Here is a 14,462-nt window from a genome sequence, read left to right on the forward strand (position 1 = left end):
TCCTGTCTTGTTGTAAAACAAAAATTATCAAGCGCATAAAAAGTTTGAATTGCCTTCAATATGGGGCGGTGATAAAATGATACAATAATTCAAATGAATAATTATAAATAAATGCATGAATTACTACATTAACATATAGAAAGGTTGCATCCTATGAAAGCATACGGCTTACCTCAGAAGCAGGGTCTATACGATCCACAGTACGAGAAAGATGCATGTGGTATGGGATTTGTCGCCCATATCAAAGGGCAGAAGTCCCATGACATCGTTCGCCAAGCGTTAACTGTCTTGGTCAGTATGGAGCATCGTGGCGGTCAAGGAAGCGAACCTAATACGGGGGATGGGGCAGGCATCATGCTGCAGCTGCCGCATCGTTTCTTTGCACAACAGATGCAAGAGCAAGGCGTGGAATTGCCGGAAGCAGGACGCTACGGCGTTGGTATGTTGTTTATGTCCCAAGACGTCCGCATCCGGGAGCGTCACGAGGCGGAGCTTCGTCGTATTGTAGAAGACGAAGGTCAAACCTTCTTAGGTTTCCGCACCGTGCCAACAAACGATGAAACATTAGGTCAGTCCGCTAAAGCGGTAAAGCCTTACGTTCGCCAGCTGTTCATCGGTCGCAGTGAAGACATTCAGAGCGATCTGGCATTCGAACGCAAGCTTTATCTCATTCGCAAGCGTGCAGAGCAGGCAATCCGTTATACGAATGAAGAAGGCGCAGATACATTCTATATTCCGAGCATGTCTTGCCGCAAGATCGTATATAAAGGAATGCTTACAACGGAACAGGTAGGTCATTTCTACTTGGATCTGCAAAATCCTTCTTTAGAGACGGCCATTGCCCTTGTGCATTCGCGCTTTAGTACAAATACGTTCCCAAGCTGGGAACGTGCCCACCCTTACCGTTTTATGATTCATAATGGAGAAATCAACACGCTGCGTGGTAATGTGAACTGGATGAACGCTCGTCAGACGCTGTGCCAGTCTGAAGTATTTGGTGCTGAGCTAGAGAAGATTAAACCCGTTATCAATCCAGATGGTTCCGATACAGCGATGTTCGACAATACCTTTGAATTCCTCTATTTGTCTGGACGTCCATTGCCACATGTGGCGATGATGATGGTGCCTGAGCCATGGTCCAATCACGAGAGCATGAATCCTGCGAAGCGAGCTTTCTATGAATATCATAGCTGTATGATGGAGCCATGGGATGGCCCTGCTGCAATGGCGTTCACAGATGGCGTACAGATCGGTGCTATTTTGGACCGTAATGGTCTTCGACCATCCCGTTATTACGTCACAAAGGACGACTTGATCATTCTTAGTTCTGAAGCAGGTGTTTTGGATATTGCACCTGAACAGATTTTGTATAAAGACCGCCTTCGCCCAGGTCGTATTTTGCTCGTTGATACGGAGCAGGGTCGAATTATTTCAGATGAGGAAGTTAAGCAGCAAATTGCTAACGAGAATCCGTATCAAGATTGGCTTGATGAGCACTTGATCGGTCTTGATGGCTTGCCAGAAGCACCTGAAGTGCCAGAGCCGAAGCATGAGAATGTTCAACAACGCCAACAGGCATTTGGCTATACATTTGAAGAATTGCGCAAAGTGCTTGAGCCGATGGCATCAAGTGGTGTTGAACCAATCGGATCGATGGGTTATGACGCTCCGCTTGCGGTACTTTCTGAGCGTCCTCAGCGTCTGTACAACTATTTCAAGCAGTTGTTCGCGCAGGTGACGAATCCGCCTATCGATGCAATTCGTGAGGAGATCGTTACAGCTACAGGAACGACGATTGGGCCTGAGCGCAACTTGCTGAATCCGGAGCCAGAGAGCTGCCGCCACGTCAGATTAGATTCTCCAGTTCTATCCAATGAGGACTTCGCGAAGCTGCGTCATATTAGACGCCCAGGATTTAAGTCTATTACGATCCCAATTCTGTTCCCAGCTAATGAAGGGGCAGATGGTTTGAGCGCGGCTTTGCAGATGATGTGTGAAGCGGCAGATCGCGTTATAAATAAAGGACACAACATTATTATTTTGTCTGACCGAGGCATCGATGCGGAGAATGCAGCGATTCCGGCTTTGTTGGCGGTTTCTTGCTTGCATCACCACCTTATTGAACAAGGTACTCGTACAAAGGTTGGTTTGCTGCTTGAATCTGGTGAGCCGCGTGAGGTTCATCATTACGCATTGTTGCTCGGCTACGGCGTCAGCGCGGTCAATCCATATTTGGCCTTTGAGACATTGGATGACATGATTCGCCAAGGATTGATCCGCAATGTATCGCATGATAAAGCAGTGAAGAACTATATTAAGGCAGCAACGAAAGGCGTTGTCAAAATTTTATCCAAGATGGGTATTTCTACGGTGCAGTCGTACCGCGGAGCTCAAATATTTGAGGCGCTCGGCTTGGAACAGTCCTTTATTGATAAATATTTCAGATGGACACCTTCTCGTATCGGTGGAATTGGTCTTGAAGAAGTAACGCAAGAAACGCTTGCACATCATAATCGTGCTTACGCTGTACAAGAGGGACGCGATTCAGAATTGGATTCCGGCGGTGATTATCAATGGCGTAAGAACGGGGAGGAACACCTGTTCAATCCGCAAACGATACACACGCTGCAAGAAGCATGCCGCAAAGGCGATTACAAATTGTACAAAAAGTATTCTGGTCTTGTACAGAAAGAGTACGGCCAAAATGGTACTTTGCGCTCTTTATTTGAGCTTAAGCCAATCGGAGCAGCAGTACCTATAGAGGAAGTGGAATCGCTAGAAGCCATCTTCAAACGGTTCAAAACGGGAGCGATGTCATTCGGTTCCATCTCGAAGGAAGCGCATGAGACGCTGGCGATAGCGATGAATCGCATCGGCGGTAAGTCGAATTCCGGTGAGGGTGGAGAAGACCCAGCACGCTTTGCGAAGGACCCTAACGGTGACTGGCGTCGCAGCTCGATTAAGCAGGTAGCGTCAGGACGTTTCGGTGTAACTTCTAATTATTTGGTTAACGCGGAAGAAATTCAGATTAAGATGGCGCAAGGTGCGAAGCCAGGTGAAGGTGGGCAGCTGCCAGGACGCAAAGTATATCCTTGGGTAGCAGAAGTTCGGGGCTCGACACCAGGAGTGGGTCTTATCTCGCCGCCGCCGCATCATGATATTTATTCGATTGAAGATTTGGCGGAACTTATTTATGACTTGAAAAATGCGAATCCACGCGCAAACATTAACGTGAAGCTCGTGTCTGAAGTAGGTGTCGGCACGATTGCTGCTGGTGTGGCGAAAGGTCGTGCAGACATTATTCTTGTCAGCGGCTATGACGGCGGAACAGGGGCATCCCCTCAAGGTTCAATCCGTCACGCAGGTCTTCCGTGGGAGCTTGGATTGGCAGAGACGCATCAGACGCTTATTCTCAACAATTTGCGTGACCGTATTCGTCTAGAGACAGATGGCAAGATGATGACAGGCCGTGATCTTGCGATTGCAGCATTGCTCGGAGCTGAAGAATACGGCTTCTCTACAGCACCGCTCGTTGTAGTAGGTTGTATTATGATGCGTGTATGTCAGTTGGACACTTGTCCAGTCGGCGTAGCGACTCAGAATCCTGAGCTTCGTAAAAACTTCAAGGGTGACCCAGATCATGTTGTAAACTTTATGAAATTCGTTGCCGAAGAGCTGCGCGAGTTAATGGCAGAGCTCGGATTCCGCACGTTGGATGATATGATCGGACGTACAGAGTGCTTGAATGTGAAAGAAGTAAGTGATCACTGGAAAGCGAAGCGTATTGATTTGTCTACTGTGTTGTATCAACCGGAGCTTCCAGCAGGTTCAGCTCGCACGAAAGTTCGCGAACAGAACCATGGTCTTGAAGAGACGCTGGATATGCTGCAGCTAGTGCCGGCAGCTCAAGCAGCTTTGGAGCACGCACAATCTGTAGCAGGTTCATTCCCGATTACGAATGTGAACCGTGCAACAGGTACGATTCTAGGCAGCGAAGTAACTCGTAAATATGGCGCACAAGGCTTACCGGAAGATACGATTTCCTTCAGCTTTACAGGTTCAGCAGGTCAAAGCTTCGGTGCGTTCGTGCCGAAGGGGATGACGTTGATAGTCGAAGGCGACAGCAATGACTATGTCGGCAAAGGATTGTCAGGCGGTAAGTTGGTTGTGAAGCCGTCACCGCGTGCAACATTTGCAGCAGAAGAAAATGTTATTATCGGTAATACCGCGTTCTATGGAGCAACCAGCGGTGCGGCGTATATTAACGGTATAGCCGGGGAGCGATTTGCTGTTCGTAACTCTGGGGTAAATGTCGTTGTAGAAGGTGTTGGCGATCACGGCTGCGAGTATATGACTGGTGGACGCGTAGTCATACTTGGTTCTACGGGCAGAAACTTTGCAGCAGGTATGTCAGGTGGTATCGCTTGTGTACTTGATATGAACAACACATTCGTGCACAACTGTAACTTGGAAATGGTACTTTTGGAGCGGGTAGAGAACGAAAGCGAGATCGAGCAATTACGCAATATGATCGAGAAGCACGTACATTACACAGGCAGCTCAATTGGTAATAAAGTATTGGCTCAGTGGCAGGAACTATTGCCTAAATTTGTACGCGTTATTCCGAAAGACTATAAGCGCATGTTGGAGCAAATTGAGAAGGTTGAAGCAAAGGGCTTAGTAGGGGAAGCGGCTTTGCTGGCGGCATTCGAGGCAAATATGCGTGAGTTATCCCGTGTTGGCGGCAACTAGTCAATAGCTTATAAATTTAGTTTTATAACGATTTAGCTTGTCTAACCTTAATCCATCATCTACCATATATAATGGTAGATAGGGTTAAGGTTATTTTTTGCTTACATAACATAGGATGAAGACAAGGACAGGAGTGACATCTAGATGGAATCACCATGGTCTATATTTAGTAAAAATACCCGTGAGATGAACGTATTTATTTGGGCAAGTATGATTCATTCGGCAGGTTCGGCTCTGATGTGGCCGTTAACGACGATATTTGTACATCAACAGTTGGGACGGAGCTTGGCAGAAGCAGGTTTTGTTATCACGATGCAGTTTTTAGGGGGCATGATTGGGCAGGTTGTCGGTGGTTCCTTCTATTATAGATGGGGAGTTCGTAATCTTCTGATAGGGGCACTAGGCCTATCGGCTATACTCCAAGCTTCCCTTGTGGTAACAGCTTATACAAGCTGGTGGGGATATATTATTACGATGTTTGCAATTGGCTTTGCCTCCAATATTTCAATGCCAGCGATGCAGTCGTTTATTGGATTTCGTTGGCCTGAACGAAGAGATGAACTGTTCAATTCTTTTTATGTAGCAAACAATATAGGTGTAGCTTTAGGAACAGCAGTGAGCGGTGTTCTAGCAGATATATCTTTTAATTTGACATTCATAATGAATGCCGCTGCTTCTGCGGCTTTCGCAGTATTTTTCCACTTTTACATGAGCGATAAAGTTACTTCCAGCCGAATGGTAACAACTTCGAGTGTAGGATCGAAGTCGGGTAGGTCTGAAGCGGGAAGCATGACTTTGCCAGCTGATAGACAAAAAGGGGCGTTGCCTCATCTTTCGTTGTCGACGAAGCTTCGCTCTATCCATATTTATTTGTTCATCGGCTGTGGCTCTATGTTCATATGGCTTGCGAACTCTCTATGGGGTTCAGGCGTTGCTCCACATTTGACCGACCAAGGAATGGAGATGAAAATGTACAGCTGGCTGTGGACGATCAATGGCATCTTCATCTTTGCTGGACAACCCCTTCTTAGTTGGTTGAAACGAACTTGGGCAGTTGATGCTACTTCTCAGTTAACTTGGAGTGCAGCTTTATATGGTATTGCTTATTTGATGATTTGGATATGGCCGAGCTATATCGGATTTATATTTGCAATGATTGTAGCTACGTTGGGCGAGATGCTAGTATCGCCTGCTGTTCCAGCCTTTCTTAGTAAAGTGGCAGGGAGAGAAGCTCCATTTTACTTAGGCTTAGTAGGAGGGATCAGCTCCTTAGGGCGTATGATTGGACCACTGGCTTTAGGCATTGCTTACGATGCAGGCGGATTGAATCTGGTTGTCATTGTATCCATTATTGTTGCAGGCTTGTCAATAAGCAGCTATTTGATGCATGCGTGGCTGCAGCGCGGACAACAAGTTCATGAGCCGAGTTCTATCGCGTGTGACAGGTAATTACTCATTTTTCATAGGATTCGACAAAAATAGAAGGGATAATTCGTGTTCGCTCCTCCATTGTCCGACAGTTTAAGCGTTTCTATATGGATATAATAGGGTTATCGTAACTGGATACTTTAATAGAGAGATGCCATAAGTTGCGGGATTCTGAGAGAAACGAGGTTTGGTGAATGAAGGTAGGACACGATGTAACTGGTAAGACCCAGCACACGGTAGTAGAACAAACCGAGGATAATCCGCTAACGATTACAGTAGATATTAAAGAAATCCTCACTCAACTGGATATACCTATAGAACGATGGGACGAATATAATAAAAGGAATATAAAGGAACCTCATCCTAAAACATAGAAACAAGCGTGTAGACCGTACGAATGTACAGCGTCTGCACGCTTGTTCCGTGTTTAGAAACATTTTAAGATTGGTTGCCGCGCATGAAACGCTCAGCCCGTACAAAGGCGATGAATCGTCTAGCTTCCTCTTCGGTTAATTCATCCCCGTCTACCGTTAATTTGAATCGCTGCAATATTTCCTCTTCTGCTAACTCTAACTGTTCAGTAAAAGCATGTACTTCAGGTGAAATTTCCATTTGAGGAAGTGAAGTACGACCAACGAGATAATCAATAGATACCTCGAATAAATCCGCTAATTGTGTTAGTGCCTCAAAGTCCGGTTTACGTCGATTTTTCTCGTAATGAGACAATGCTGCTCTCGTAATACCTAACTTGTGGGAAAGTTCCTCTTGAGTCCACCCTTTTGAATCTCTTAACTGTGATATTCGACTCCCTGTTGTCATCTTGCATCCTCCTCTGTGACGGGTAACTGTTTACATTTTTATTGTTACGTGACGAAATGTATCACTGTAGGCATGAATTAAAAAATAGAACTTAAAAAGGATTGACATGCTACATTATGTATCGTAAAGTAAAGAGGTGAAAAGTTACAAATCGTATCAAAATCAACCTTCTAATCCCAATATTAATCTACAAAATGTATCTTAATATGCGCTCGTCTTCGCTCATCATCGGCTCCGTGAATCATTTTTTCTCAGTAAAGGGGATACAACCATGTCGATAAATGGGTTTCCTCATCATCTAAGCCTAAGACTTACTTTGAAGCGCCCCGTACTAGCATCCATGGGCGTAGAACTCGTCAACCAGAAAGCGGTCAATTCTTCTCTTACATGTCCTGTCTTAGTCACCTCTGTAAGTCCTTACGGACTGTATATGTTTTCACATCTAGATCTGCCGCTCCAGCATGAACGTGATTATGTTCTTCGCTTTGACTTCCGTTTACATGAACAGGAAATCATACTGTTTGGCCGTGTAGTATGGTGTGATCCTAGTCAACATTTATTATGCTACGGGATTCGTCTTCAGCTTCAGTCTGAAGAACGTTCGCGCTTATTGTGTTTGCTTAATGATGAGTTGGTTCGTATGATGCCAACACAAAAAGGCATTCATGAGATGTATCAAAGAGTAAGCGATCAAGTACTGCGAACAACAAACGAAAGTATATGGAAAATATAGATGTTCCAGTACATATTATACCATTTTTAAATGTGAAATGTCATTGTGACCATCGTTAATTTTAGCTAAATCATTTATTCGACATCAATAGGTTTGATTCCTTGTAAGAATACGCAGCATTCCGCTTGATTTCTACAGGGTCATGAAGTAAGGGGGAGCGTCAAATCCAATTATAGCGTAGCAACAGTATTCATTAATCATAAGGAGGATAAGTCAACAGATGGAACTCGATCTTAAACATATGCTGCAGACGATATGGAAGCGAAAGGGGATAATAGCTTTCTTTGTAGTTATCGGCATAATTGCTTCATCTTATTACAGTTATTTGGTGTTAAAGCCTGTTTATCAAGCATCTACTAAATTTATTGTCAATAAGACGCAATTCGAAGAAGGGCAAGGTTCGATCAACATTAACGAGCTTAATGCGAACATTAAATTAATACAGACCTACAAAGAGTTAATTCGTACGGATTGGATTCTAAAAGAAGTACTGCGCAAAAATAAAGATATCCCTTACACAACCGCTGAACTGCTTTCTATGGTTAAGGTTTCGTCAACAAATGATACACAAGTGGTAACGATCTCCGTAGAGAATGAATCCTATCAGATGGCAGCACGGATTGCAAATGAGGTTACGCTTCTGTTTATTGCCAAAATACCGAGCCTCATGCACGTAGACAATGTCACTTTATTAACTTCAGCTGATAAAAATGTGGATGCAAGCCCAATTAAGCCGAATCGGCTTATGAATGTCATTATTGCAGCTATCGCTGCATTTGCTGCAGGAATAGGTTTGGCACTTGTCATCTCTTTCTTTGACGACAGTGTGTATACCGAAGAGGATATTGAATTGGCGACGGGTCTTACAACGCTGGCGGTTATTCCTAAGATGAATCGGAAGCATGTCCGCAGCAAGCATGATAGAGCGTCTAGACAAAGAACGACAACGTCAGGAGGGGATGCTTATGTTACGACTCAGTGATAAGTACGCGCGAATTATGGAACGGCAGCCCTTTTCTCCAATCGCTGAATCTTATCGTTCTCTGTGTACACAATTGCAGTTCGTTCAGCGAGGTGAAGAGATGTGGGCGCCGCGCGTTATTACGGTTACATCGTCACGTTTGAGCGAGGGGAAGACGACAACTGTATCAAATCTAGCTGTGGCTTTTGCCTCGGAAGGTAAAAAGGTGTTGCTTGTAGATGGGGATCTTCGAAGACCTCGTCTGCATGAAGTATTTGGCATGGATGGTTCAAAAGGATTGTTACAACTATTGCAGACTTCAACCCCCCCGTCACAATTTGCCAAGGAAACATCGATTCAAAATTTAGACCTCATCAGTGCGGGAGACCTTATGGACGATCCAGGTAGAATCTTTGCCTCATCCGAGTTCGATCAATTCATTGAACAAGTCCGTGAAGCCTATGACATTGTCTTGTTCGATGCGCCTCCGGTGCTGCTCGTAAACGAAGCGAAGCAAATTGCGGTTCGCTCGGACGGTGTTCTGCTCGTCGTTCAACCAGGCAAAACAAAATGGAAGGCGTTGCAACAGGCCCAATCCCAATTGGAACGCGTTCATGCTCATATTCTTGGCACTGTACTGAATGCGAGTGAGGAACATATGGATAAGAAATGGATGAAAAAAGGGGCTCGGTCCCAACAAGGGTTAAAGATGACTGTGGGAAGCAAGTAATTGGCTAATATCGCTTGTGATTATTTTCGCAGGCTAGGTAATATCTCCTACACCTATATCATTCGGAGGTACTCGGTCGTGCTGTGGGCGAATTTTCGCCTTAGACGTATATCGTCGGTGGTGCGATGTGAGGAAGGGTTAAATGCCCTATGGCTCTTGTAAAAGAGAGAGTTGTGTCGTTTACGATCATGTTATGGCTTAAACGACATAGCTGTATCTTTTAATAGGTCAATTTATTAGGTCAAAAGGGAAGAAGGGACGATTCATAGCATGAACAAAGCCAAGCGGTTACTCGTTCTGATGAGTCTGGATGCAGCGGTCGTCAGTAGTAGTATTGTGCTCGCTTTTTATTTGCAATATGGGAGCGAGTGGAAAGAACAGTTTATGCCGCACGGAATGCTGTTCGGTGGATTAACAGTCGTCTTCTCACTAGCAAGCTTATACATAGGTAAGCTCTATCATCGAGTATGGCAGTACGCAAGTGTAGGAGAACTATATTCCATTGTTAAGGCGCTCTGTACAAGTGTATTGATCGCCTTTTGTGTTACATGGCTGTGCTTGGGTGGGAATATGTCGGTTGGCATTATTTTTACGTTGTTAGAAACGATGCTGCTTGGAATCGGTGCGATTCGATTTATACGACGTCTTATCCAGGTTCGGGCAGGTCGCGAACACTCAAAAATGAAATCCGAACGAACGAGGACACTCGTTGTTGGGGCAGGCAGTTGCGGGAGTCTTATAACGAGAGAGATGCTTAAACAGAAATCTACTTTCTTGGAGCCAATGGAACCCATATGTATCGTTGATGATGACATCTCCAAGCTTCATTGTGAAATACATGGGGTTCTTGTTGCAGGGATGCTGCGCGATATTCCTCAACTTGTGAAGGAGTATAACGTTGAAGTTATCGTCATTGCTATCCCATCGCTCTCCATGTCGCAATTGAAGCCTATCGTCGATATTTGTATCGAAACGAAAGCAAGAGTGAGGATGATTCCGCTGTTGAATGATCTGATTCAAGGAAAAGTAACGATTAACAAGATTAGTGATGTCGACATCGAAGTACTTCTCGGCAGAGAACAAATCCGTCTTGATATGGGACATATTTCTACATATTTGCACGAAAAGACGGTGCTTGTTACTGGAGCAGGAGGTTCGATAGGTTCAGAGCTTTGTCGGCAAATTGCTCATTTCGAGCCGCATGCACTACTGCTGCTCGGGCAAGGGGAGAACAGCATTTACGTCATCGAGCGTGAATTGCGCTCCAAGTATCCAAGATTGAAGTTGGAAACGATCATTGCTGATGTGAAAGATGCAGCGCGTATTGATCGTATATTTGCTACCTATGAGCCGCAGGTTGTATTCCATGCAGCAGCTCATAAGCACGTGCCGTTAATGGAGCGCAATCCAACAGAGGCCGTGAAGAACAATTTATTTGGTACGATTCATGTTGCACTGGCTGCTCATCGCTATGGTGCAGATCGTTTTGTATTTATTTCTTCCGATAAGGCGGTTAATCCGACAAGTGTCATGGGAGCGACAAAGCGTGCAGCTGAAATGTATATTCAAAGTTTAAGCAAACAAAGCTCAACGGTGTTTGCAGCTGTTCGATTCGGCAACGTGTTGGGCAGCCGCGGCAGTGTGATTCCCTTGTTCAAAGAGCAGATTCAAAGCGGAGGGCCTGTCACCGTTACACATCCTGATATGATCCGTTATTTTATGACGATACCTGAAGCAGTTCAGCTTGTTATGCAAGCTGGAGCTTTTGCAGAAGGCGGGGAAGTGTTCGTACTGGACATGGGCGAGCCGGTTAAAATTGTAGATCTGGCTAGAGCAGTTATCCGCTTGTCTGGTTATGAGCCAGAGGTTGATATACCGATTGTATTTACGGGGATACGCCCTGGCGAAAAGTTATTTGAGGAAATGCTGACCGTGGAAGAAGGATTGAACGTAACAAAACATTCGCGAATTTTTGTGGGACGTCCACCGATCGTACCGCAGCAGGTGCTGGAAGAGGAAGTCATTGCTATAAAAGATATCCTCAATGAAGAGAACCCACCTATACGTGAGGCGCTGCAGCGGCTAATCCCAACATATATGCTGCCTAACGAAGATGGGTATACGAATCAGGTTGCAGCGACGATGTGTATGGAACAGGATGAGAAAAAAGCGGTTGTCGATTGGAGAGAGAAGAAGTTGTCCTTGGTATAACGAAAAGGAGAGAGATGGATGGGAAGTCTTCTAAGTAGATGGAGCAAGCGCATGGCAGGGGCGAGTCATAATGCGCACACACGACGGACTTCCTTGTGGCATCTGTTCTCGTGGACGCTTACAGGCAATGTATTGTACGCCGCTTGTCAGTGGGCGTTGTTGATTGTGCTGGCACAGCGTGGATCGGTAGAAGATGTAGGTGTGTTTTCGTTAGCTTTGGCGATTAGTGCACCTATTTTTTTATTTACTAATATGCAATTGCGTGGAATATTGGCTACTGATGCAGAACAGCTCTTCGCAACTGGCGTGTACGTTCAGCTTCGCATCGTAAGTTCTTGCTTGGCGTTGATTGCTACGCTTGGATGTGCAGCGATGTATGTTTCAAGCTGGGAAACATGCATGGCTATCGTGCTAATTGGGATATCGAAATGGTTTGAATCGATTAGTGAACTATTGTACGGATGGTGGCAGCAGCATCATCGTATGGATTGGAGTGCACAATCTCTCATCCTGCGTGGGTTGCTGTCTTTGTCTTTATTTAGTGGAGCTTATATATACACGGGAAGCTTACTCACAGCTCTGACGGTGTACGCTCTAATATGGGGATGTATATTGATCGCCTTTGATATACCGAGAGCACGGCGGCTCGAAGGTTTTACATGGAGAGGGAGCAGGCGGGCAGGGCTAAAACTGCTGCAGCAATGTTGGCCGATGGGGATCGTTATGATGCTTGTATCGCTGCAAGCGAACGTACCTCGCTACTTCATCTCCGATGCCTATGGAGAAGCTGCGCTTGGCTACTTCTCAGCGCTCATGTATGTGATGGTGGCGGCTACTACAGTTGTTTCAGCTCTTGGTCAGAGCATTAGTCCACATCTTGCAAGAGCATGGTCAGCAGTTGATCGTCATGCGCTTCGTTCTTTACTGCGTAAGGCAGCTTATATTATTTGTGCTATTGGAGTGGGAATGACCTTAGGAAGCTGGCTGCTGGGGTCTTGGCTGTTAACTATTTTGTATGGAGCTGATTATGCACAGTATAGTGACTTGTTTCTAATACTAACGATTTCAACCGCTTTTGGTTGCATCGGTTCTTTGCTTGGATTTGCTTTGACAGCTGCAAGAGTGTTTCGGGCACAACTTGTCATACATTTATGTACCGTCCTACTAACAGTTGTGCTGCAATATGCGGTAACTGCTATGGATATGCCTATGCAAAGTACAGGCTATACACTGCTAGTTTCCAATTTGCTATCAGTAGTACTGGCGGGTATTGCTTGGCGTAACTGTATGAAAGTCCTGATGCGTCAAAAATTGAAAACTAACTTACTTCTTTCTGAAAAGACAGGTGGGTGACAAATGGGACGTACATGCAAACTAGCCATTTTAACGATTCTATCAGGCCTAGTTATGCTGGCTATCATTTATGGTCTTTATGAGTGGCTGGACAAACAGCCATTGTTATTTTATATCGTGCTGCTTGTTGTCATGAATTTATTGTTCAGTATATGGTATGGAAAACGCAATCAAATTCGCTCCATATTCAATAATTTGATTACGTTATTTCTACTGTTTTTCACCCTTTACAGTATTACGTATCCGTTGGACCATATTATTGGCTCGCTTCAAGAGCGAACGGAAGAAGAACTAGTCAACGTTATACAGTTGTATGTATTGGCGAATATTTGCATGTTGCTCGGTATAACGGTAGCATCGGTCATTCGCGTGAAAAAAGGGCGCCCGAAATTTAGTAAAACGCTGTGGACGCCTGAACATATCGAGCAAAAAGAAGCAGAGCAGCGCCTCTTCCGGCCGCTGTTGTTCTGGCCTGCGCTAATTGTACTGCTTATAGGAATAGTGATCATGGCCTATGATCAATCACGCTTAGGTGGATTCGCCTCTTTAGGGGCAGCCAATCGAATTGAACGGTTTAAAGCAATTAGTACCGTTGAGGGAATATCGCTGCCTTGGAAATCTATTATAACTAGCTCTTTGTTGCTATTGGCGATGTCTGTGCGTACACGCGCTCAACTGAAACTGTTCGGCTTTATTGTATTGTTGTTAACGTTCTTTTTCTTTTTCTTAATAGGAAGTCGTCTCTACGTTGTCATCGCGCTGCTGCCGAGTTTGGCGCTCTTTATCGATCGTGGTTACATTCGGATAAGTCGATTCCAGCATGTCGTCCTAATTTTAATTATGATGGTATTTATTTCGTCGCTGTTCAATAATGCCAGGCTCAGTCTTATCGAAGATGTTCCGCTATCTTCTTTTCCTCCTGAGAGATGGGCATTTTCTACTGGAGAGACCGGGGCGGGTTTTCTTGTCACATTAGATATTACAAGTGTTGACCATTATCCAGAAGCGGATCCTTCTTACTTAACATCAGTGGCGTATATGCTGCCTTCTGTCATCTATCAATCTGTATTCGGGCATGGTAAACCGAAAACGTTGGGTGATTGGTATGTGTGGTATTTTTACCCGTACATCTTCAATGAAGGTGGAGGAAGAGGGTTTTCCCCGATTGCACAAGCATGGATGGTTGGGGGACACATGGGGATAGCGGCTCAATCTTTCGTAGTAGGAGTGCTGTTAGTGTGGATATCTCGCACTTCGATGCTCAAATATATTTGCTTGCCACTAGCGATTATGTTCCAGCGAAGTCCTATGAACGTTGTCGTGATGGATATAGCCTATGCGTTTCTATTCGTCATATTTATTGTGGTATTGGCCGCAATTATGAGACCGAAAGTGCTGGAGCAATTTATGAAGAGAATTCCAGAACGTCATAAAGCGAGTACGTTTCGTGTTAGAGGAAGTAGCTGAGTTGAGGT

Annotated in this window: 10 protein-coding genes; 9 read left to right on the forward strand and 1 reads right to left on the reverse strand. The window is 45.0% G+C overall.

Features of this window, described 5'->3' with window-relative positions; all coding sequences use genetic code 11:
* The first annotated feature begins 153 nt into the window (after window positions 1-153).
* From gltB to FPZ44_RS01165, 3 genes are all read left to right on the forward strand, one after another.
* Window positions 154-4,752, forward strand: coding sequence for a glutamate synthase large subunit (gene gltB / locus FPZ44_RS01155; RefSeq protein ID WP_144986622.1), 4,599 nt, complete (start codon window positions 154-156; stop codon window positions 4,750-4,752).
* Between the two features lie 144 nt (window positions 4,753-4,896).
* A complete protein-coding gene (locus FPZ44_RS01160) occupies window positions 4,897-6,201 on the forward strand; it encodes an MFS transporter (RefSeq protein ID WP_144986624.1) in 1,305 nt (434 codons plus the stop codon).
* 173 nt (window positions 6,202-6,374) lie between these two features.
* Window positions 6,375-6,554, forward strand: a complete 180-nt coding sequence (locus tag FPZ44_RS01165; RefSeq protein ID WP_144986626.1) for a hypothetical protein — start codon at window positions 6,375-6,377, stop codon at window positions 6,552-6,554.
* 64 nt (window positions 6,555-6,618) lie between these two features.
* On the opposite strand, the gene FPZ44_RS01170 is transcribed toward FPZ44_RS01165, so the two are convergent.
* A complete protein-coding gene (locus tag FPZ44_RS01170; protein ID WP_144986628.1) occupies window positions 6,619-6,999 on the reverse strand; it encodes a helix-turn-helix domain-containing protein in 381 nt (126 codons plus the stop codon).
* A gap of 271 nt (window positions 7,000-7,270) precedes the next feature.
* Between FPZ44_RS01170 and FPZ44_RS01175 the strand changes: the two genes are divergently transcribed.
* The 6 genes from FPZ44_RS01175 to wzy all read left to right on the forward strand — a co-directional run bounded on the left by FPZ44_RS01175 (window position 7,271) and on the right by wzy (window position 14,454).
* The gene (locus tag FPZ44_RS01175; protein ID WP_144986631.1) at window positions 7,271-7,732 is read left to right on the forward strand and encodes a PilZ domain-containing protein; all 462 of its coding nucleotides are present in this window, start codon (window positions 7,271-7,273) and stop codon (window positions 7,730-7,732) included.
* A 220-nt stretch (window positions 7,733-7,952) separates the two neighbouring features.
* A complete protein-coding gene (locus FPZ44_RS01180) occupies window positions 7,953-8,714 on the forward strand; it encodes a YveK family protein (protein WP_144986633.1) in 762 nt (253 codons plus the stop codon).
* Window positions 8,698-9,423 (forward strand): CpsD/CapB family tyrosine-protein kinase, encoded by a 726-nt coding sequence (locus FPZ44_RS01185; RefSeq protein WP_186785869.1) that lies wholly within the window; start codon window positions 8,698-8,700, stop codon window positions 9,421-9,423. Before FPZ44_RS01180 ends, FPZ44_RS01185 begins: the two co-directional genes overlap by 17 nt.
* 270 nt (window positions 9,424-9,693) lie before the next feature.
* Window positions 9,694-11,634 carry a polysaccharide biosynthesis protein gene (locus tag FPZ44_RS01190; RefSeq protein WP_144986637.1) on the forward strand — a complete coding sequence of 647 codons (1,941 nt, stop codon included), beginning with the start codon at window positions 9,694-9,696 and terminating at the stop codon, window positions 11,632-11,634.
* An 18-nt stretch (window positions 11,635-11,652) separates the two neighbouring features.
* Window positions 11,653-12,987, forward strand: a complete 1,335-nt coding sequence (locus FPZ44_RS01195) for an MATE family efflux transporter (protein WP_144986640.1) — start codon at window positions 11,653-11,655, stop codon at window positions 12,985-12,987.
* A 3-nt stretch (window positions 12,988-12,990) separates the two neighbouring features.
* Window positions 12,991-14,454 (forward strand): O-antigen polysaccharide polymerase Wzy, encoded by a 1,464-nt coding sequence (wzy, locus tag FPZ44_RS01200; protein ID WP_144986641.1) that lies wholly within the window; start codon window positions 12,991-12,993, stop codon window positions 14,452-14,454.
* Window positions 14,455-14,462: the final 8 nt, after the last annotated feature.

This window comes from Paenibacillus agilis, assembly GCF_007786455.1.
GTDB lineage: Bacteria > Bacillota > Bacilli > Paenibacillales > Paenibacillaceae > Paenibacillus_B > Paenibacillus_B agilis.

Bases quoted from the DNA above. Each gene is read 5' to 3' on its own strand.
- FPZ44_RS01185 (WP_186785869.1), top strand. From the start codon at position 8,698: ATGTTACGACTCAGTGATAAGTACGCGCGAATTATGGAACGGCAGCCC.
- FPZ44_RS01170 (WP_144986628.1), bottom strand. From the start codon at position 6,999: ATGACAACAGGGAGTCGAATATCACAGTTAAGAGATTCAAAAGGGTGG.
- FPZ44_RS01175 (WP_144986631.1), top strand. From the start codon at position 7,271: ATGTCGATAAATGGGTTTCCTCATCATCTAAGCCTAAGACTTACTTTG.
- wzy (WP_144986641.1), top strand. From the start codon at position 12,991: ATGGGACGTACATGCAAACTAGCCATTTTAACGATTCTATCAGGCCTA.
- FPZ44_RS01160 (WP_144986624.1), top strand. From the start codon at position 4,897: ATGGAATCACCATGGTCTATATTTAGTAAAAATACCCGTGAGATGAAC.
- gltB (WP_144986622.1), top strand. From the start codon at position 154: ATGAAAGCATACGGCTTACCTCAGAAGCAGGGTCTATACGATCCACAG.
- FPZ44_RS01190 (WP_144986637.1), top strand. From the start codon at position 9,694: ATGAACAAAGCCAAGCGGTTACTCGTTCTGATGAGTCTGGATGCAGCG.
- FPZ44_RS01165 (WP_144986626.1), top strand. From the start codon at position 6,375: ATGAAGGTAGGACACGATGTAACTGGTAAGACCCAGCACACGGTAGTA.
- FPZ44_RS01195 (WP_144986640.1), top strand. From the start codon at position 11,653: ATGGGAAGTCTTCTAAGTAGATGGAGCAAGCGCATGGCAGGGGCGAGT.
- FPZ44_RS01180 (WP_144986633.1), top strand. From the start codon at position 7,953: ATGGAACTCGATCTTAAACATATGCTGCAGACGATATGGAAGCGAAAG.